General features: G+C 57.0%; 15 protein-coding genes. 4 read left to right on the forward strand and 11 right to left on the reverse strand.

Annotation, left to right across the window (positions count from 1 at the left end):
• Positions 1 to 66: 66 nt before the first annotated feature.
• Positions 67 to 792, forward strand: a complete 726-nt coding sequence (locus tag AB4090_RS06360; RefSeq protein ID WP_369573029.1) for a cation transporting ATPase C-terminal domain-containing protein — start codon at positions 67 to 69, stop codon at positions 790 to 792.
• A 75-nt stretch (positions 793 to 867) separates the two neighbouring features.
• Here the strand turns inward: AB4090_RS06360 and AB4090_RS06365 are convergent, their stop codons facing one another.
• The 4 genes from AB4090_RS06365 to AB4090_RS06380 all read right to left on the reverse strand — a co-directional run bounded on the left by AB4090_RS06365 (position 868) and on the right by AB4090_RS06380 (position 5,612).
• Entirely contained in the window at positions 868 to 1,410 is a 543-nt protein-coding gene (locus AB4090_RS06365; protein ID WP_369573030.1) for an OmpA family protein, read from the reverse strand.
• A gap of 88 nt (positions 1,411 to 1,498) precedes the next feature.
• Entirely contained in the window at positions 1,499 to 2,833 is a 1,335-nt protein-coding gene (locus AB4090_RS06370) for an OprD family outer membrane porin (RefSeq protein WP_369573031.1), read from the reverse strand.
• A 142-nt stretch (positions 2,834 to 2,975) separates the two neighbouring features.
• Entirely contained in the window at positions 2,976 to 4,259 is a 1,284-nt protein-coding gene (locus AB4090_RS06375) for an esterase-like activity of phytase family protein (protein WP_369573032.1), read from the reverse strand.
• 45 nt (positions 4,260 to 4,304) lie between these two features.
• Positions 4,305 to 5,612 (reverse strand): OprO/OprP family phosphate-selective porin, encoded by a 1,308-nt coding sequence (locus tag AB4090_RS06380; RefSeq protein ID WP_369573033.1) that lies wholly within the window; start codon positions 5,610 to 5,612, stop codon positions 4,305 to 4,307.
• Between the two features lie 245 nt (positions 5,613 to 5,857).
• On the opposite strand from AB4090_RS06380, the gene AB4090_RS06385 reads away from it, so the two are divergent.
• From AB4090_RS06385 to AB4090_RS06395, 3 genes are all read left to right on the forward strand, one after another.
• A complete protein-coding gene (locus tag AB4090_RS06385) occupies positions 5,858 to 6,829 on the forward strand; it encodes a LysR family transcriptional regulator (RefSeq protein WP_369573034.1) in 972 nt (323 codons plus the stop codon).
• The gene (hemN, locus tag AB4090_RS06390) at positions 6,829 to 8,217 is read left to right on the forward strand and encodes an oxygen-independent coproporphyrinogen III oxidase (protein ID WP_369573035.1); all 1,389 of its coding nucleotides are present in this window, start codon (positions 6,829 to 6,831) and stop codon (positions 8,215 to 8,217) included. The genes AB4090_RS06385 and hemN overlap by 1 nt, the downstream gene beginning before the upstream one ends.
• Before the next feature lie 187 nt (positions 8,218 to 8,404).
• On the forward strand, positions 8,405 to 9,310 hold the full coding sequence (locus tag AB4090_RS06395; RefSeq protein WP_369573036.1) for a DUF2034 domain-containing protein: 906 nt from the start codon (positions 8,405 to 8,407) through the stop codon (positions 9,308 to 9,310).
• A 134-nt stretch (positions 9,311 to 9,444) separates the two neighbouring features.
• Here the strand turns inward: AB4090_RS06395 and AB4090_RS06400 are convergent, their stop codons facing one another.
• From AB4090_RS06400 to AB4090_RS06430, 7 genes are all read right to left on the reverse strand, one after another.
• Complete coding sequence (locus tag AB4090_RS06400; protein WP_369573037.1) at positions 9,445 to 9,792, reverse strand: ArsC family reductase; 348 nt, start codon at positions 9,790 to 9,792, stop codon at positions 9,445 to 9,447.
• A 33-nt stretch (positions 9,793 to 9,825) separates the two neighbouring features.
• On the reverse strand, positions 9,826 to 11,163 hold the full coding sequence (locus tag AB4090_RS06405; RefSeq protein ID WP_369573038.1) for a Fic family protein: 1,338 nt from the start codon (positions 11,161 to 11,163) through the stop codon (positions 9,826 to 9,828).
• Positions 11,164 to 11,358: 195 nt separating this feature from the next.
• On the reverse strand, positions 11,359 to 14,394 hold the full coding sequence (locus tag AB4090_RS06410) for a type I restriction endonuclease subunit R (protein ID WP_369573039.1): 3,036 nt from the start codon (positions 14,392 to 14,394) through the stop codon (positions 11,359 to 11,361).
• Entirely contained in the window at positions 14,391 to 14,984 is a 594-nt protein-coding gene (locus AB4090_RS06415; RefSeq protein WP_369573040.1) for a retron system putative HNH endonuclease, read from the reverse strand. The genes AB4090_RS06410 and AB4090_RS06415 overlap by 4 nt, the downstream gene beginning before the upstream one ends.
• Positions 14,985 to 15,020: 36 nt before the next feature.
• Positions 15,021 to 16,439, reverse strand: a complete 1,419-nt coding sequence (locus AB4090_RS06420; protein ID WP_369573041.1) for an AAA family ATPase — start codon at positions 16,437 to 16,439, stop codon at positions 15,021 to 15,023.
• On the reverse strand, positions 16,439 to 17,683 hold the full coding sequence (locus AB4090_RS06425) for a restriction endonuclease subunit S (RefSeq protein WP_369573042.1): 1,245 nt from the start codon (positions 17,681 to 17,683) through the stop codon (positions 16,439 to 16,441). The genes AB4090_RS06420 and AB4090_RS06425 overlap by 1 nt, the downstream gene beginning before the upstream one ends.
• On the reverse strand, positions 17,680 to 19,809 hold the full coding sequence (locus AB4090_RS06430; RefSeq protein WP_369573043.1) for an N-6 DNA methylase: 2,130 nt from the start codon (positions 19,807 to 19,809) through the stop codon (positions 17,680 to 17,682). The genes AB4090_RS06425 and AB4090_RS06430 overlap by 4 nt, the downstream gene beginning before the upstream one ends.
• Between the last annotated feature and the right edge of the window lie 6 nt (positions 19,810 to 19,815).

Here is a 19,815-nt window from a genome sequence, read left to right on the forward strand (position 1 = left end):
GCCACCACAGACGTTTTCGAAAATAGGCGCTGAAACCCCTATGAATGCTGGGGTGGCATTACGAATTTGACGATTTTTGCCGTTGAACTGTCGAACTCGGGAGTGCTCGCTGACGACAACTTTGCCAGTATTGCCCGAGCGGTGGCAGAAGGACGTGCCATTTACGATAACCTGCGCAAGGCCATCTTTTTTATACTTCCCACCAATGGTGCCCAGGGTCTGGTGGTGCTGGTCGCCGTGGTGGCCGGACTGCAACTACCACTTTCCCCCCTGCAAATTCTTTGGGTCAACCTCGTCATTGCCGTCACCTTGGCACTGGCGCTGGCTTTCGAGCCGGCTGAACCCGGCATTATGAAGCGCCGGCCGCGCGATCCCCATGGCAGTTTTCTCGACCTGCGCTTTTTTCTGCGCGTTGGCCTCGTCTCCCTCAGCATTGGCGGCGCCACTATGGCCACCTTCTACGCCGAACTTTCCCTGGGTATGAGTGTGGAGCTGGCACGCAGTATGGCAGTCACCACCCTCGTCCTCAGTCAGGCCGCGTATCTCTTCAATGTCCGTCATCTACAAAGAGCAGCATGGCATTGGTGCGCCTGGTTCAGCAATCCCATGGTCTGGATGGCCCTGACTGCCTTGCTGCTTCTGCAATTGGCTTTTCTCTATCTGCCAATTTTGCAGCACGTTTTTCAAACGGAGGCCCTTGCCCCACGCCACTGGGGCGTTGCCGCGCTCATTGCCCTTGGGGAATTTTTGTTGATCGAATTGGAAAAATTCCTGATCGCCAAGCGCCCATAAAAAAGCCCCAGCAAGCTGAGGCGAGACAGAGGAGGAGCAATGCCGAAGCACTGCAGGGTTGAAATTGTGTACGAATTACTCGGTAACGGTCTTCTGCACCTTGATCGTGGAGTTGATCTCTACACGCTGATTCTGAAAGCGGCCTTCCGGCGTAGCATTGCTAGCGACGGGATCGTCAAAGGAATGACCCTTGAGTACCATGCGATCCTTGGCCACACCATGGGCTTCGAGATATTTTGCTACGCTTGCTGCACGCAGCTTCGAGAGCTTCAGGTTGTAGGCATAAGTGCCGACTTTGCTACAGTAGCCATTGACATCCAGAACCGCGTCCGGGTGCTTTTCGGAGAAGGCTGCCACTTCATCCAGAACATGGATATCATGACTAAGCAGTTTGTAAGAGTTGATTTTGAAGTTGATGCCGGTAATGGTGATGGGTTTGCTCTCCAAAACCGTTTTCTGCACCGGGGCAATGGGCGCCGGAGCGGGCGCAGGGGTTGGAATAGGGGCGGGTTTGGCTACGGGCGGCTTACCCGCAGGACAGCCCAAAAACGGCCCATTGGCACAGCCAGCAGCGGCAATCAGTACAGCGGACAGTATTACAGCTCTTTCTAGGCGCATATTTGATCTCCAATTGAGGGGAATCATTCCCAAATCTTGGTAGGGAAAGCACGCAGATGCGAGATTTCCCTAATTCGTTTGTAGTGCCTTAGAAGTCGTAAGTCAACATGACACGGTTATAAATGAAATATCCCGTGGGTAGATCGCCATGCGCCACTTCGACGCGATCGCGAATGGAAAGACCCTTCATAAAACCCTGCGGGAAATAGGTCAGATCGCCATAGATGTCGTTGGCATAGCCGGCCTGCTGCAGGTGATATTGCGCGTAGGCTGCCTGGAACAGAAATTGGTTGCCCAAGAGGTGCTGGGCAACGCCAATTTTCCAACCGTGGCCAGGCCCCATTTCCACAAGACCGCGAATCATGGAGGTGGTGTAGAGGGGATCGGTGGCATAACCGGCGGTGTAGGGAGAAACAATTGCACCGTTACCAATGGCCCCAACGTGGTTGAGAATTTCATTGTAGGCAGCGGTGATGGCTCCCTTGCCGAAGATGGCGTTGCCCAGATCATAATCAGCGCCTAACTTCACCCCCCAGCTGGTGCTGTTTACGCCACGTCCAATGCTGCCATTTGTACCATCGACAGACTTGGTGGCGTTGTTCAACAGGCTGTTACTTTCCCACTCGCGCAGCGCCTGCACGCCGATGAATGGGTCAATTCCGGTGCCTGTATTGTAAGTATAGCTGGCGTCGCCGTAGGCCATTTGCGCGAAACTGTAGAAATTGTAATACCAAGCCTGCGCATCAATGCCGTGATCCTTGTAGCTGGTGCCAAAGGCCAAGACACCGTTAGCAGCGTTCGTTTCTGTCTTTGGCAGCACCGCGTCGCCGCCATAAATTGGATCACCGTCGAAACTGGTCTGGTAGTAGAGGTTGTCGCGGTAGTAGTCACCCGAGGTACGACTCTTCCAGCGGAACATGCGCATGCCATAGATATTCCAGTGGCAATACGGGGAAACTTCCGCAAAAATCCCCTGGAAAGTCGCGGGAATCATGCGCGAGTCAGAGCTATTCACGAAAGGCGTGTTGACGATCTGGTTGCCGGCCCGGATCAACACGATATCTGGCATGGAGTACTGCAGATAGGCTTGGCCGAGGGCATTGATGGAGTTGGCGGTGCCCATGAGGGTAACGTCGGGATTCACGCGGTTGGTGCCCAGACTATTGGCGGTGTAGAAGCCAACGTCGGCGCTGAAACCTGCCAGAGAGGCAGTGTGGGCATTGATGTAACCACCCAGGGAGAAGGCGCTGAGATTGGTGGCATTCTTGCCAAAAAAGCGGTCGAAGTAGTACGAGCGAATCTGGCCATCAACCTTGCTGTTCATGATGAAGCTTTTCAGTGAGTCGTCGGCGTGGGCAACGGCACTGAAGCCACTGAGGGCCATTAGTACCGCCAAAGTCGTGGCGCGGTGCTTCGAAAACATGGGGGCGTTCTCCTCTTCGGTGTAATTGCAACATTGGCAAGATAACAACGGAATATGACGCTGTGATGACAGTTCCGTGAATCTTTTGTGACGTTATATATTATTAGATATAAAAATGCCATCCCTAGAGGAGTCCGCCCGGTTACTCCGCGTGCATGAGCCGCTGCGCCTCCGGGCTCAGGGAAACCTGCCAGACCGTGCTCTTCTCGTTGCTGATGCCAAAGTCATTGTCGCTGATGAAGAGTAGGCTCTTACCATCTACCAGGCTCATGCCCTCGACCTTGCCGAGCCCCTTGCCGAAGGCGTCGCTGCTTTCCCAGAGCAGTTGCAGCGCGATGGGCTTGACTCCAACCTTACTTAGATCGCTCTGCTCTTCCAGGCTGGGTAGGGTATCCGGCTTCGCCCATGGCGTAGCGATGAGATTGGTGGCTCCTTGCAGGTCGGCCAGATAGACCGCCACCTTGCGTCCGGCGTGCAACATCACCAGCACGCGATGCGTATCGACCACGCTCATGGCGGAGAGCTTGAGATCTTTTTGTTTTTCACCGGGGGCGAAATCCGCGATCTTGGGAAATTCCAACGCGTAACCGCCTGCCATACCAGCAAAGTTGCCAGCAGTATCCAGGTGGAGAGCGATTAAGCGGTCGCTACGCGAGTGCTTCGCCACTTCATCGTTGGGATTGGCCAAAGGGCTTTGCAAGGCTACAAAGAGCAGCTTCTGATCCGGCGCCAGGGCCATTCCCTCAAAGCCGCGATTGAGCTTGCGTCTGGCCAGCAGGGGTGGCAGCACAGCGCGCACCGGAACGGCGCTCCCTTGGTAGAACTGCGCCGTGCCCTTGGGCACCAGGCGCTCCTGTACCGTGCCATCGGGGCTCACCCGCAGCAGGCTCGGCCCATACTCCTCGCCAATCCAGAAGCCACCCTTGGTAAGAGCGGTAATGCACTCCGTGTCCACGCCATTGGCGGAAAACGGCAACGCCTGGAGTTGTGCATCAATGGGCTTTTCGCCATTGGGAAGCTGTGGCGGCAGGCCAGTCAGCTTTTCGCCGTTGGCGGCATGCAACGGAATGGGCTCGCCACTTAGGGCTACTTTGCCATTGGCAATGGTCAGCGGATAGATGCTCGGCGCATAACCGGGCACCGGAAAGATTACCTCCGGCTCATGACAGACTTCCTTGCCGAGCACCTTGCCGCTTTTGTCGCAGGGGATGTTGGGGCCGCGATCACTGACGGAATAGAAGTCTGTCCAGGGCATTCCCTGGGCGTGCGCCAGACCGCTGCCTGGACCGATCGTTAGCTGCAATTCTTTACCGGCCACTGCGACATTGGCGAGTGGCTGGCGTAGCACTTCGCTGCTCAATTCATCGGCGGCCGCGTGCAAGCCATAAGTAACGAGCAGCGCAGCCAAAAAAGAGAGTTTACGCATAAATTATCCTTACAGGAGGGAGTCGCCTCCCTCCTCGATCACACCTTAGAACAAGAACTGCCCACGGAACTGCAGTATGTTCAGATCGGTGTTGTACTTGGGATCATTCCACCAGGTCGCACCCACCGGTTGGGCAACGGGGATGTCGCCAACATGGCCGTGGCTGTAATCCAGCATCAAGCGTACGTGCTCATTGGCGTACCAGTTGATACCGGCCGTGAGGTTGTAGCCACGCCCACCGTAAATGCCGGCATTGGCATCATTCAGGTTGAGGCGGTCATAACGCAGGGCGACTTCCCAAGCACCTCCCGGTCCGATGTCCTTGAGGTAATGGAATTCGCCCAGCTTGGGTTTGAAATTACGGGGCTGCCCGGTGAGGGTATAGGTAGCCTGCACATAGTAGCCGTTGAAGGTTGCCGTCGGCAGGCCCATGCGACGGGAGACGTTCATGCCGACGTAGGCGCCCTCAAGGGAGAAAGGTCCAGCCACGGCGGCAGTTTCCAGGGTATAGTTGAACTGGCTGCTGGGGTTGCTGACATAGGCTTCGAGCAGTTTGGTGCCAGAGACGCTGGTTTCTGGGCGGGTACCGTAAAAAGCGGCGGCATTCTTGTCGCCAAAGCCGGTGTAGTTGAGGTTGGCGCCGAAGTAGAGATCGCTGCCATAGCTATGCAATGGGGCATAGGTGGCACGCCCGGAGATGGTGTAAATGCCGCTTTGGTTGGTAGCGGTGTTGCTGATCGAGGCCACGGTTTGCTGCTTGGTGTACGCCGTGCGCGCCACACCGCTGTAGCTGGTGTACTGCTTTTCATCCAGGGCATTCATGAAGCCGCCCAAACCCAGCATCCAGTTGTCGCCACTTTGGGTGATTTTCAAGCCCATGCGCCGGTCGCCGTAAGTATCCAAACCTTCCAGCAGGGGGCGCTCCATGAACACGTTGTCGTTGGAGCTGTTCAACTGGTCCATGGTGAAGAAGGTCTTGGATTGCCCCAGGGTGATACTGTTGCCGGGTATTAGACCCGTATAGGCGAAGTAGGCATCTTTGAAGCCTGCCGCCCCGCTATCGGTGAACTCATACTGAAATTTGAATTTCCATTCCTCGGCGATCTTGCCGGCGGCGAAGATACGTGCCCGGCGCAATTTGGCACCCGCTGGCCCCATGATATCGCTGACCTTGCCATTGGGCGCCATCACCGATTTATTGAAATAGGTGGCGTAGTCGGCTTGGAGACGTCCACCGAGAATCAATGAGTAGTCATCGTGATTGGAGCGCAGCACCGTGGATTCGTCGGCTTGCGCCAGGACTGGAATGGTAGAAATGGCGGCAATCGCCACCAGAATAAAACGTTTTTGCATTGTCGAGCTCCCTCTACAGTTCGTGGATACTGCAAAGAGCCCAACGCGATACAGGGTTCGAGAAAACCCTGTTCTGAATAGTTGCATACGCTCTTTACACTATCGTTTCTATTGAGAGCGTAGCCTAGCAGACGAAAGTGACACTTTTATGAACCTTTGATGAAACTTTTGTGACAACCGCTTCATCTGCCTTCTTTTTGCAAGCTGGCGTATGATGAGAGCCGAATTTTGCAACAAAGACGCCGATGCCCATCGAAATTCGCCAACTGCGCACCATTGAAGCCGTTCTGCAACATGGCAGCATCGCCGCGGCTGCGCAGCGCCTGCACCTGACCCAGTCGGCCCTGTCGCATCAACTGCGCGGGCTGGAAAATGAGTTCGAAATCAAGATCTTCGACCGCGATAGCAATAATAGCGTACGCCTCAGCCCGGCGGGGGAGCGGCTCTATGCCCTGGCGCGCGAGGTACTGCCGGCCCTGCGGCGCACCCAGGAGGAGTTGCGGCGTCTGGCGAGTGGTCGAGGTGGGCGGCTACGCATTGCCGTCGAGTGCCATACCTGCTTTGATTGGTTGACCCCGGCCATGGACCAGTTCCGCGCTGGTTGGCCGGATGTGGAAATGGACATTGCCTCGGGTTTTCAGCAAGACCCGCTGCAACTGCTACGCAGTTATCAGGCTGATCTCGCTATTCTCAGCGCCCCGGAGGCGCTGCCCGGCGAGATTGAGCGGCACCCCTTGTTCAGCTATGAGGTGGTGGCCCTGCTCAGTCCGCGTCATCCTCTCGCCGATCGTCCTTTCCTGCTGCCCGAGGATTTTTTGGAAGAGACGGTCATCACCTACCCTGTCGAAGACCGGCGCCTGGACCTGTTCCGCGAGTTTCTCCTCCCCGCCGGAGTGCAACCCTGGCGGCGGCGCCAGGCAGAACTCACCGTCATCATTCTGCAATTGGTCGCGTCCGGACAAGGGATCGCCGCGCTGCCAGCCTGGGCGGTGAGCAGCTATGGCGACCGTGGCTATGTACGCGCCTTGCCTCTGGGTCCGCAAGGGCTCTGGCAAGATCTCGAGGCGGCCAGCTTACGTGGGCAGAGCGAGCAAGCGCATCTACAGGCGTTTCTGGAGGAAATTCGCGCCAGCGCCGGGGCCGAGCTGCGCGGCATCCGCACCCTGAATGGGCGGGACGCGCCGGAACAACGAGCGGGCAAACGCGAGGAGAGCTGATGTCTACCATTACGGAAACTGTCGTTTTCGATCTCGATCTCATCCAGCGTTACGATCGTCCCGGTCCACGCTACACCTCCTACCCTACCGCGCCGCAGTTCCATGCGGATTTCGATGAAGCCGCCCTGCGTGCCGAGTTGCGCAGCAGTAATGCCAGCGGCAGACCGTTGTCTCTATATTTTCATATCCCCTTCTGTGAGCATCTGTGCTTCTACTGCGCCTGCACCAAGGTGGTCACCCGGCATCGGGAGTGGGGCACGCCCTATGTGCAGCGGCTGACCCAGGAAATGGCCCTGTTGCGGCGGGATGTGGACGGCGACCGCCCGGTCACCCAGTTGCACTTTGGCGGTGGAACCCCAACATTTCTGGTTCGCGCGGATATGGAACGCTTGGTGGACGGCATCGCGGCACAGTTTCATCTGCTCGATGACGACTCCGGGGAATATGGCATTGAGGTGGACCCCCGTGCCCTGGAGCCGGGCACCCTGGCGCTGCTCCGCCAGCGGGGATGGAATCGCCTGAGCATGGGGGTCCAGGATCTGAACCCCGAGGTGCAGAAGGCGGTGCATCGGGAGCAGAGTCTGGAATTGGTAGCGGGGGTCATGGCCGAGGCCCGCGCCCTGGGCTATCGCTCCATCAGCCTCGACTTGATTTATGGGCTGCCTTTCCAAAGCCCTGCCAGTTTTGCCGCGACCCTAGAGCAAATCCTCCAACTGCGTCCCGATCGTTTATCGCTTTTCAACTACGCCCATCTGCCCGAGCGCTTCCTGCCCCAACGCCGCATCCGCGACGCCGATCTGCCGCGCCCGGCCGAGAAATTGCAGATCCTGCAGGAGAGCATCGCCACCTTGCAGGCCGCTGGCTACGTTTATATCGGCATGGATCATTTCGCCCTACCCGAGGATGAGCTGACCCTGGCGCAACAGCAGGGCCAGCTCTACCGCAATTTTCAGGGCTATTCCACCCATGCCGATGCCGATTTGCTGGCCATGGGGATGAGTGCCATTGCCATGGTTGGGCCGAGTTATAGTCAAAATCTCAAAGACTTGGATGCCTGGGGCGCCGCGCTGGATGCCGGCCAACTCCCCGTGGAGCGGGGCCTGCGCCTCAGTGCCGACGACCTCCTGCGCCGGGCGGTCATCACTCGCCTGATCTGCGATTTTCGCCTCGACATTCCCGCCATCGAGGCCCAATTCGGCATCCCCTTCGCGGACACCTTTGCCCAGAGTTATCCCGCCCTGGAGGCCCTGGCCAAGGACGGCCTGATCCAGTGGACACCCACCGCCATCACTGTCACCCCACCCGGACGCCTCCTGGTCCGCCATGTCTGCATGGCCTTCGATGCCTATTTGGGGCAGCAAAACACCCGTTTTTCCAAGGTGATTTGAGAAACGATGCCGATGTAGGCTAAATGTACCAGCTGGCAGGCTCAACAATCGGTCCTGAAAACGCTGGGATTTAGGAAAATTGTCGAAATCATGGTGCGGCAGGTCAAAAGATTGCTGGGCAGGGGGTACCGCTTTATTCTGGAAGCTGCCAATTGCCCGACCCTGAGGGGTATAAGAGGAGAATATAATGACCGCAAAATCTGAACGAGGGCATTTGTGGATACTGGCTGCTGCTATGGCGATTATTGCCCTGGTTTTTGCTTGGGTGGTGCTGCCAATAGTTTTCCCTAATAATGGCATCGGCAAAGCTCTTCTTGGTCCCATGCAGCTATTGGTGAGTCTTTTCGCGGCTTTTTCTGTTATTACCGCGCTCAAGTTATACTTAGGGAATACGGGGGTGGTCAGCAAGCCTTCGCAACGAATAGTTTCGGGACCGGGGACAGGTTATACCGCCTATAGTCCAAGCCCATCAGAAAGGCCTGCTCGCCCAGCCGTGTATCCGGAACCTCCAAAAAGAGCCGATCAAACGCAATTACCGCCCAATAACATACAAACTGTGTGGAATCTGAAGCTGTTGCAGTCTCTTGATTGGAAGAGATTCGAGGATTTATGTAGTGAATACATCAAGTCCAAAGGAGTGCGCGCAGAAACCACATCGCTGGGTGCAGATGGCGGCATTGACGTAAGGGCCTACAATCAGGCTGGTGAACTCCAGCAGATCATTCAGTGTAAGGCCTGGAAGCAAGATGTTGGCGTTAAATATGTCCGGGAGCTGGCTGGCAGCTTGATGGACGCCAGAGCACGCTTCGGTGTTTTCATTTGTTCCAGCGACTATACTGCCGACGCGTGCGCATTTGCGCGAAAAAATCACATCGTTTTGATCACAGGGGTTGACTTGGTAAATGCTATTACCGCGCTCCCCGTTGCAGAGCAACATCGCTTGCTCGCCTTTGCAACTGCCGGTGACTACACCACGCCCACCTGCCCAAAATGTGGTATCAAGATGGTCAAGCGCCGTGGACATTCGGATTTCTGGGGCTGTGCAAATTACCCCAAATGCCGCCGCACATTTCCGATGAGTAAAACCGTTTAGCTTTTTAAGTCAAACCTTAGGCGTTCGCGCTCCCATTGGCGGTTCCCCGGAGAGCGGCACGGCGTTGTAGTTGAGCCTTTTTGGTCCGCTGCCATCTGCGTCTCCATCCTGTGCATCTGTCTGCACCGTGTAGCTCAGCCCATGCGGGCTGCCCAATCCTCGGGTGAGAACCCCACCAGTATCTGTCCATCGCGGTCCAGGATCGGGCGACGGATGACGCTGGGATAAGCCTGCATCAGGGCCAGGGCGTCCGCATCACCCTGTAGCTGCCGCTGGTCCTCGCTCAGGCGGCGCCAGGTGGTCCCCTTGCGATTGATCAACGCCTCCCAACCCAGCGCTGCCACCCAGCGTTGTAAAGCTTCCAGGGGCACCCCCGCCTTCTGATAGTCATGAAAATGGTAGTCCACCTGTTGCTCTTGTAACCAGGTGAAGGCCTTTTTCATAGTGCTGCAATTGCGGATGCCGTAGATGGTGATTTGCACAAAAGCTCCTGAAAATGTCTGTCAGTGAAAATGTTAGGAAATGCGCGCGCGCAAGTCCTCCGGGACCCGAAAAAGGAAGCTGCGCCCCCGTTTCCCTTGTTCCAACAAGCTCGCAGCGGCCAAATCCAGCAGGTCGGCTCGCGCCGTGGCATAGGTCACCCGATGGGAGCGCTGATGGCCAGCAATGAGATAGGCATATCCGGGGTGTTTGAGGGCGTGGGTCAATAGCGCCAACTGCCGGTGATTGAAGCGATCACGCAAGGCCGCAGAATGCTGTAATAGATGCTCGGCATCGCGCAGTTCGCGGCGTTTGCGTGCCAAATGTTCGGACAAGGCCGCCATAGCCTTGCCTATCACCTCCAACTGATGCAGGAGAAAATAGGTGGTGTCGTTGTCATCGGTTTCCACGTACAAAAAGGCGCGGGCATACTGGGCCGGTGCGCGCTTGATGATCTCGGAGATGGAGAGATATTCCGTCAGCCAATAGCCTTGGCGCAGCATGCTCCAGTAGAACAAAGCCCGCGCCGTGCGCCCATTGCCGTCCACGAAGGGGTGGTCGTAACCCATCATGAAATGCAGCAAGATCGCCCGCAAAACCGGCGGCACATAGGGGGTATCGGCTTCCTCCCCGTTGGCGAAGGCACAGAGCCGTTCCAGCCGCGCTGCCAGGGTAGATGCTGGCGGCGGCTCATGCAAAACCGTTTGATTTCGATGGTCCACCACACGGACATCGTCGCGACGGCGCAGGCGCCCGGCGTCCTGCATGTCCTCCAAGGTGTTTTCGCTCACGACCCGATGGAGTTCGAGGATCAATTCTGGCCGAATGGCCTCCTGCTGATGTTGTCGCACCCATTGCATCGCCTGGAAATTGTTGAAGATCATCTGCTCGCTGTGGTCACGCGGCTGCCGCCCGGCGCGGAGCATCTCCTCGGCGACGATCCGTGTGGTGGAGGCGCCTTCGAGCTGGCTGGAGGTAATGGATTCCTCCATAAGGGAGTTAAAGATATAGCGATCCCGGTCGCTGCCAGTGATGACCGGCTCCGGCGGACTTGCCTGGCCGGCGGCGAAGCGGTCCACCTGGCTGAGCTGGCGCAAGATCGGTTCGGGCAGCGCCAACTGCATGGGGCGGCCCTGTTTGTCCAACAGGTGGGGAAGCGCGCGGAGCTGACCTTGGCGGGCGATTTTCAGTGCCGTCCAGAGTTGCTCCACGGTCAGCCCGTTCTGTACCGGGCGATGACGCAGCGCATCCCAGTGCAGATATCGCCCGTCCAGCAGCGGGCTGTTGTGCAGGGTGAGTATCTGCAACAGCGTCTCCGGCCTGATTTCGCGGAGCAGTTGGGTGAGGCTGGCGGGGGCGACAGGGATCTTCATGGCCATTAACTATCAAAAAATCTCAATTTGATATTTCATTGATAGTTTGGACGAGGCACTGCACCCTGTCAAAGCTAAGTCTTGCAAACCGATTTCATGCATTGCACCTGTAAAATTCTTGACGCACACTGGTACTCTGAAAATAGATGCTGCGGGTATTTGTCCCTTGGCTTCTGATAGAGCGGGTGCTGGTAATCAAGCTTGGTCGCCTCGATTACTGACCTTCTTGCTTACCAACAGTCGGTCGTAAACTTGGTGCCCAAGCCATTTTGATACGAGCTCCTGCATCTCCGGTTTGCCCATGTAGTCGCTGAAGAGCTCTTCGTTCAGTTCCATGCGCTCGATGAACAAGGATTCAAGCACCTGCCGGAACACCAGCTGGAACTTGTCGAGGGAGTTAACCTCTGCTGCTTGCCTCAGCGACTCATTCAAGCTCGCCGCCTCGGCGATCTGATCGAAGAACAGTTGATCTGCTTCGTTCAGTTCCCCCCCAAAACGTTGATTGATGATATCGATGAGGCGCGACAGCGAAACATGTTCCTCGCGTACCATTCCAGACCCAACCTCACGTGGGCCATCCAGCGGTTTGGCATAACCCTCATTGAGGCAGATCGAGCCTTCGCTGATCTTCTGCAACCTGTAATAGTCGAGCTCGATCTCCTCATCAAATTGATATCCCGGCCCACTCTTGCGCTTGGGCAGCTTCAATGCGAGGTGCCGCAGGTACGTAAAGAGTTTTTCCAAGTCGCTGTCTTGATAGGGGATCACCTGACTCAAGAAACTGTAGAGATTACGAAAGGCTTGCAGTTTGCCGCGCCACAGCTCGGCTTCCGCCTCCTCCGTGCTCTGCAACTGCACGAAGCGCGCGACTGCCTGATCGAGAATCGCGTTCATCACCTTGTGGTCGCCGGGGCTTTGGCGGCGCTTTGGCGCGAAGAACACGCGCGCAAACTCGACCACCTCGGTCTGCAGGTACACGCCAGATGCATCAAGCTCGGCTTTGACCTCGTAGAGCTTGTCTGGATCGACTTGCTCACCCATGACTGAGCCAACGTAGTACTGGCGGAAAGCCTCCTGGATCTCACCGGGCTCATTGACGAAGTCGAGCACAAAAGTGTCGTCCTTAAGCGGATGGGTACGATTCAATCGCGACAGAGTCTGCACCGCCTGAATGCCCGCCAGGCGCTTGTCAACATACATCGTGTGCAGCAACGGCTGATCGAAGCCGGTCTGGTATTTCTCGGCCACCAGTAGGACGCGGAAATCTGGCTTGGCGAAGGTGTCGGGTAGCTCTTTCTCTTTTAGGCCGTCATTCATCTCGACCTCTGTGTACGACTTCTCCGGAATCTTGTCGTCTTCCACTGCGCCCGAGAATGCCACCAGGCTCTTGATCGGGTAGCCCTTCTCCTGGATGTAGCGGTCGAACTCCTGCTTATAGCGCACGGCCTCCAGCCTTGACCCGGTCACCACCATCGCCTTGGCATGCCCGCCAATCTTGTGTCGAGTGAAGTGCTGGAAGTGTTCGACCATCACCTCTGTTTTCTGGCCGATGTTGTGCGGATGGAGGCGCATAAAGCGGGCCAGCGCCTTGGCAGCTTTCTTGCATTCGACGTTGGGGTCGTCTTCGGCTTTCTTGATCAGTTTGTAATACGTTTTGTACGTGACGTAGCTTTTCAGCACGTCCTCGATGAAACCCTCCTCAATGGCTTGGCGCATGGTGTAGCGATGGAAAGGTTCGCCGTTGCGCCCGAAAATCGCCAGGGTCTTGTGCTTGGGCGTTGCGGTGAAGGCAAAAAAGCTAATGTTCGGCTGATGGCCCCTTTTGGCCATAGAGCGGAACAGTCGCTCCAGTTCGCCTTCCTCTTCGGCCATCTCTTGTGCCTTGCGGCGCAGCTCGGCACCACCCAGCACTCCCTTGAGTTCGGTTGCTGTCTCGCCCGACTGCGAGCTGTGTGCCTCGTCGATGATCACCGCATACTTGCGCGCTGGTAGATGACTCTTCCCGCCTTCGCCGCGCTCCTCGCCCAGCTTGGCGAGCTGCCCAGATACGAATGGAAACTTCTGCAGCGTGGTGATGATGATCGGCACACCGGCTTCCAGCGCCTCGGCGAGCTGGCGCGAATCTTCGTCTATCTTCTGCACCACGCCTTGGCGATGGTCGAACTGGTAGATGGTGTTTTGCAACTGGCGGTCGAGCACCACGCGGTCGGTGATAACCACTACGCTGTCGAAGAGCCGCTCGTCTTGCGCGTTGTGCAGGCTGGACAGTCGATGCGCCAGCCAGGCAATCGTGTTGCTTTTGCCGCTGCCGGCCGAGTGTTCGACCAAGTAGTTGTGCCCCACGCCCTCGCTGGCAGCGGCCGCCACCATCCGGCGCACGGCCTGCAACTGGTGGTATCGCGGAAAGATCAGGCTTTCCTTGCGTACCTTCTTGCCGTCATCTGTCGTCTTCTCTTCTGCATCAAGATGTAGAAAGCGGGCAAACAGATCGAGCAGGCTGTCGCGCTGAAGTATCTCTTCCCACAGGTAGGCCGTCTTGTAGTTGCGTCCTTCGGGATCGGGCGGGTTGCCAGCGCCGCCGTCCATGCCCCGATTGAAGGGCAGGAAATAGGTGGATGAACTCGCCAGCCGGGTAGCCATGTAGGCCTCTTCGGTGTCCACCGCGAAATGCACCAAGGTGCGCTTGGTGAACTCGAAGATTGGTTCACGCGGATTGCGGTCGTGGCGGTACTGGTGGATGGCATTGGCCGCCGTCTGGCCGGTCAAGGGGTTTTTGAGTTCCAGCGTCACCATCGGAATGCCGTTGACCGACAGCACCACATCCAGCGACTTTTCCGCCTTCGGACTGAAGTGCAACTGACGGGTCAGCCCCAGCCGATTGGCCTGGTAGCGCGCCTCCAGTTCCGGATTGAGGCCGTGGGCGGGGCGAAAGAAGGCGATGCGCAGCGTGCGGCCGAAACATTTGAAACCGTGGCGCAGCGTAGCCAGGGCGCCATGGGTGTCCAGCCACTTGCAGAGCGATTCCAATACGCGCGCGCCGGTCTGCTCGCCGTGCAAGGCCTCCAGCTTCTCCCACACCTTGCCCTGGGTGGCGCGGATAAAGGCCAGCGCCTCATCGGGGAAGATGGCGCGTTCGCGGTCGAAGCCTTGGCCATCGACGCGCGTATACCCATTGCCCAGCAAGAACGCCTCGATGGCGGTTTCGAATGCGGCTTCGCTGGTGCGTTTCATACGGTGGCCCTCGCTTGTCTTTTTCGTAGCCAATAGACGACGACCTGCGCGAACTCGGGCAAATCTCCCGCTTTCGTGCCGTCCCATTTGGGAAGCTCGCGCGCTGGATCTACGCGGCGTCCGTCCTGGAGTCGCTGCTGAAATGCTGCGAGCACAGCCTTGCGGTTACTAACCAGGCGAGGCAGATTCAGGTTGAGTACGACATTGAGGGCACCGTCAATGGCGGCATCGTCTGCCTTGATGGTGCCATCGCCCAAAAAACGGATCTTTCGCTCGATGGGATGCGCCGGGTCGCACACGCTGAAGCAAAGCCCATTGTTGCCCTTGCGCGTATCGCAATGCTGCTCGCGATCGGGACGGCCGTGCCCACCCAGGCAGGCGCCGAGCAGATTGCTGTAGTCGAGCTGCCGCTCAGGGTGGTCGGCCTGGCATTGCCAATGCTCGATCTTCATGCCCACGGGTGTGGCCTGAATACGCGACTGGCAGTAGCAGCACAGGCCACGCTGCTCGGCAACCAGCGCCTGGCGCAAGGCCGCCTTGTCGGCGTAGTTGTCGTAGTCGGCATGCGGCTGCTGGCGATGCTGGGTCAAGGTGGGGGGCTCCGCCCCCTTCTGGATGGTCCGCATTTACTCGGTACCCTCGAGAAAGCGGATCAGCGAACTGGCCCGAGTCAACTCAGGCTCGTCCTCGCCCAGCTTGCGTTCGAGGTCCGCAATGGCGGTACGCGCCTCGTCGAAACGCTCCTGGTCGATTAGATCGAAGAGGGCTTTCAGTTCCCCGTCTACCTCGCGGTTACGCACCGGGGCGCCCATGAATTCTTGCAGGATGCGGTTGGCATCCATGCCATAAGCCTCGGTGGGCACGGTCACGGTGACTTTGCCATCCACGAATTCAAGGAAACGCACGCAGCGCGCTGGCACCTCGCCCAACACGAGAGGCGAATGAGTGGTCACCACGAATTGGCAGGCCTTGAAGATGTCGCGCAGGCGTTGCAGCACATCGCGCTGCCACTTGGGATGCAGGTGCAGCTCGATCTCGTCGATCAGTACCAGTGCCTCACCTTCAGCTATTGGGTTTTCGAGATTAGGATTGGCGACAGCAAGGCGGCGCGTTAGGTCAAAAACCAAAGCAATCAACCCACGCTCGCCGTCGGATAATTGCTCAAAAAATAACTGCTTACCAGCGCTTTTGTCGTTAACTTGCTCAGCAATCGTCGCATCTTTCATGACGGAGTAGCGGGGTGGGTTTTCTTCATGAAAACAAAATTCCTTGATCTGGGGCATGAGGCTGGAAATAGCTTCCTGAAGCAGCTTCATAATCCGTTCCCCATACTGCACAGTTTCTTTTCTGAGCACACGGGTCGAAAATATGGCACGTTGCCACTTAGCAAATTCGTTTAGCGATATCTCAAGTTGCGTCAGTGATTTTGAGAATGCCGCCCCCTGCTTGAAAGGCAATGTGCCTTGAAGTTGTGGCGGAAGCCTTAAAAGCAAGCGATGTGTTGAGTAGTACACAACCAGTGCTTGTGTTGGGCTGCTTTTCAGGTAGCGTTTCAGCCTTACCTCTGTTTCATGAGTGTCAGTAAAAAGCCAGTTCAGATGCTTCTCAAAATTTCCTTCTAATCGCTTGTCTATCCAAGTGATCTCGTTTTTTAGGTTTTTGTAATCAGGCGTCCCCCTTTCCAGAAGAGCCAGCTCCTTCTTCATCTGGGTTTGCTTGAGCCCAAGCGCCAGCTTTTCACCCTTATCAAGGCTTTCCTTAGATAGGAAGGTGATTAACTGCGCGGCTCCCAAGTTACTGCTTTCCATTTCAATGATGCAGGTTGACTTGCCTTGCTGTATATCGGCATCAATCAATGGCAACGGCTTTTCTCGCGAAACCGTAAATTCAGGCAAGGAATGGGAATACGCGATCGCTATAGCCTGCAGGATGGTTGATTTGCCAACGCCGTTGATACCGGCGATCACTGTCAGCCGCTCGTCAAAATTGATATCCAACCGATCAAAACCACGGAAGTTGGTCAGTCCTAAACTTTTCAATTTCATTAGGTCATCTCCTCCAGCGGGATCTGGCCGGTGACGGCGGCGGAGATCAGCGCGGCGCGGCGTTCTTTCAGCAAATTAACACTTCCTCGGATTGCTCTCCGCTGAAGATCGATTCTTCCGGTGCCTTTCGAAATCTCCGAGATGATGTGCTCTTGCTCTTGGAGGGGAGGAACCGGAATTCGAATAGCACTGAGAGTCTCTCGATTGATCTTTGGCATCGCGACCCGAGCGGATTCGAGTTCTGCCCACATAGAAAAATCTTCGGAGAGTAAGAAATACTGCAGATATTGTGGGAGCAGCCTCTCAGAAGGACGGAGCGCATACATGTCCGCACTACACAAGCAATCCTGTTCGGCCAGCGCAACCTTGCGCAGCGCGGGACGAATCTTTGAATAGAGTACATCACCCTCTCTGCATAAGTACTTGCCACTTATTGCGCCTTGATCTGCAGAGGTTTCCTTGTAAATAACTTGGCCCGTGCGTGACTCAATGTGATTCGGTGCAATCAAGATCATTTCGGAGAAATTGTCATCCTCGGGGTCTACATGCCCTTCAGATATGAATACGTCCCAAGAGAACTTGGTTGTCGGCCAATGTGCCGGAATCTCGCCCAGCCATTCCTGGTCGGAGCGTTTGAGCGGGGTGTTGGGGTTGAGGCCGTGGGTGACGACGCGGCTGATGAGTGCGGCGCGCTTTTCGCCCAGCAGCGCCAGCATGCGTTCCTTCTCGGCGATCAGCCTGTCGATGCGGGCAGTTTCGCGGTCGAGGTACTTAGCGATTCGCTCTTGGGTCTCCGCGTCCTTCGGATACGGCAACACAAGATCTTTCAGAAATTCACCGTCCACATGCGGGATGCCCATGCCGTTTGTAAATGTCTTGAGAACTGGCTCAGAAGCCTTGCAAAGCCAGAACAGAAATTTCCGATCAAATTGAATGGGTCTTACAAGCGCCGCAGTGGACGATACGGCGCCAAGCTTTGCACGCAAAAACTCACCCGCGTTTGATCCGTCCCAAAGCAATAGGACGTCTTGGTCGTCGGCGGTAATCATTCCTTCCGATGAGACATAGGTGGATGCGTCAGTGTCACCCCGTAAGTACTCCATTGATAAATAAGGCAGGGATTCAGAATTCGCATCATCATCGCCCTTGACGGGAAGTCGTCCCTTGGATGTCGACGCGATATACCGAAAACGCATCTGATTCCAACGGTCGGGTATGGTTGGCGCGATGCTGATAGGACTCACTCCGTCACCTCCCGCAGCAAGCCCAGAATCCGCTTCTCCACCTCGGCCAGCTCCGCATCAATCTCTGCCAGCGGCCTCGGTGGCTGGTACTGGAAGAACACCCGGTTGAAGTTGATCTCGTAGCCGACCTTGCCAATGCCGCCGTCCTGGTCGTCCAGCATCTCGCGGTCGATCCAGGCATCCGGCACGTAGGGCCGCACTTCGCGCAGCACATAGCTGACGATGTCCTCTTTCAGCGGGATGTTTTCGGCGTCCTTCAGGGCTGGATCGGGTTCGTACTCCACATGCTGGCTCTTGCCGACCCCGTGCAGGCCTAGTAACTCGTACAGCTCACTTGCAGCGAGCTCTGGTAGGACTTGGTTTGGAAACCATACGGAGCTGATGGGGGTATCGCCAGCCTTGTGGCGTTTGGCGATGACCGGCGCGGCCTCGCGGTCCACGCTGGTGAAGCAATCGCGGAAGATTTTCTTCTGCGCCGTACCCTTGGCGCCCTTGGCCCAGCCTTCGACGTCGTCGGGCAGGTTTTTGAAAACCTGCTGCACGGTGTCCCAAGTGTTATTCCAGTCCAATAGCGGTTCGCTGCCGAGTTCGTCCTGTACAGCCTGCAGGGCGTCGTACAGTTCGGGGCAGGTGTTGAGGAATCGCTCGCGAGCCTCGTCGGTGATCTCGAAGCGCAGTCGCAATGGGCGAAGCACGGTGATGCGGCGGTAGCCGAAGTCGGTGTTGTCGAACACGCGGCTGGTCTTGCTCTTCTCCATGGCGCCGTGTTCGCGCGTGATGTCATCAAGCGCAGCCTGGTCGAGGTAGCGTCGCTTGTCGCCCAGGCTACGCTTCATCGGCGTGTAGCGCTCGCGGGCGTCGATAAGCTGGATCTTGCTTTTGCGGTGCTCAGCCTTGCGGTTGGTAACCACCCAGATGAAGGTGCCGATGCCGGTGTTGTAGAACATCTGCTCGGGTAGGGCGACGATGGCTTCGAGCTGGTCCCGCTCGATGATCCAGCGACGGATGTCGCTTTCGCCGCTTCCGGCACCGCCAGTGAAGAGGGGCGAGCCGTTAAAGACGATGGCGGTGCGTGAACCGGGCTTGCCGCGGTTGCCGGACTGGTATTCCTGGAACTTGCTCATCATGTAGAGCAGGAACAGCAGGGCGCCGTCGTTGATGCGCGGCAGCTTGCCGCTGTAGCCACAGAAGCTGGGCCAGCGGTCGATGGTCTTCTTCTCGGCTTTCCAGTCCACTCCGAAGGGCGGGTTGGCCAGCAGGTAATCGAAGCGGTGATCGGGAAACGGGTCGTCGGTGAGGGTGTTACCCAGCACCACTTGGCCATCCTTGTGGCCTTTGATCAAGAGGTCGGAAGCGGCCACTGCATAAGAGCGTGGGTTGTAGTCCTGTCCAAAGACCTTGACCGTGGCTTGATCGTTGTGGGCGCGAATCCAGTTCTGCGCCTCGGCCAGCATGCCGCCCGTGCCGCAGGCCGGATCGCAGATGGTGACGATGACACCTGCCTGTGTGAGCACGTTGGTATCGGGCTCCAGCAACAGATTGACCATGAGCTGAATGACTTCTCGCGGAGTGAAGTGATCGCCCGCGGTTTCATTGGCGGATTCGTTGAAGCGCCGGATCAGGTCTTCGAACACCAGACCCATAGTGATGTTGTCGACGCGCTTGGGGTGCAGGTCGACCTCGGCGAACTGGGCCACCACTTGGTAGAGGCGGTTGGACTCTTCGAGCTTCTCGATCTCCTTGTCGAACTCGAAGCGCTCAAAGATCTTGCGGATGTTTTCGGAAAAGCCAGCGATGTAGTCGGCCAGATGACGCCCGATATTGTCGGGGTCGCCCTTGAGCTTGTAGAAGTCGAGCTGACTGTGGTTGTGAAAGCCCAGCGGGGTGCCATCTTCATCCTTGGCCAGGTTGTTAAGGATGGCATCGATATTGGGAATGCCCTTGCTGCTCAGTTCGGCATAGCGTTTGAGCACAGCTTCCTTGCTGGAAGCCAGAACGGCATCAAAGCGGCGCAGTACGGTGAGCGGCAGCATCACGCGTTCGTACTGCGGTGGGCGGTAGGGGCCGCGCAGTAGATCGGCAACGGACCAGATGAAGTTGGCGAGTTGTTGGAAATTGGCGCTCATGGATGC

This window comes from Acidithiobacillus sp. IBUN Pt1247-S3, assembly GCF_041146875.1.
In the GTDB taxonomy this organism is placed as follows: Bacteria; Pseudomonadota; Gammaproteobacteria; order Acidithiobacillales; family Acidithiobacillaceae; genus Igneacidithiobacillus.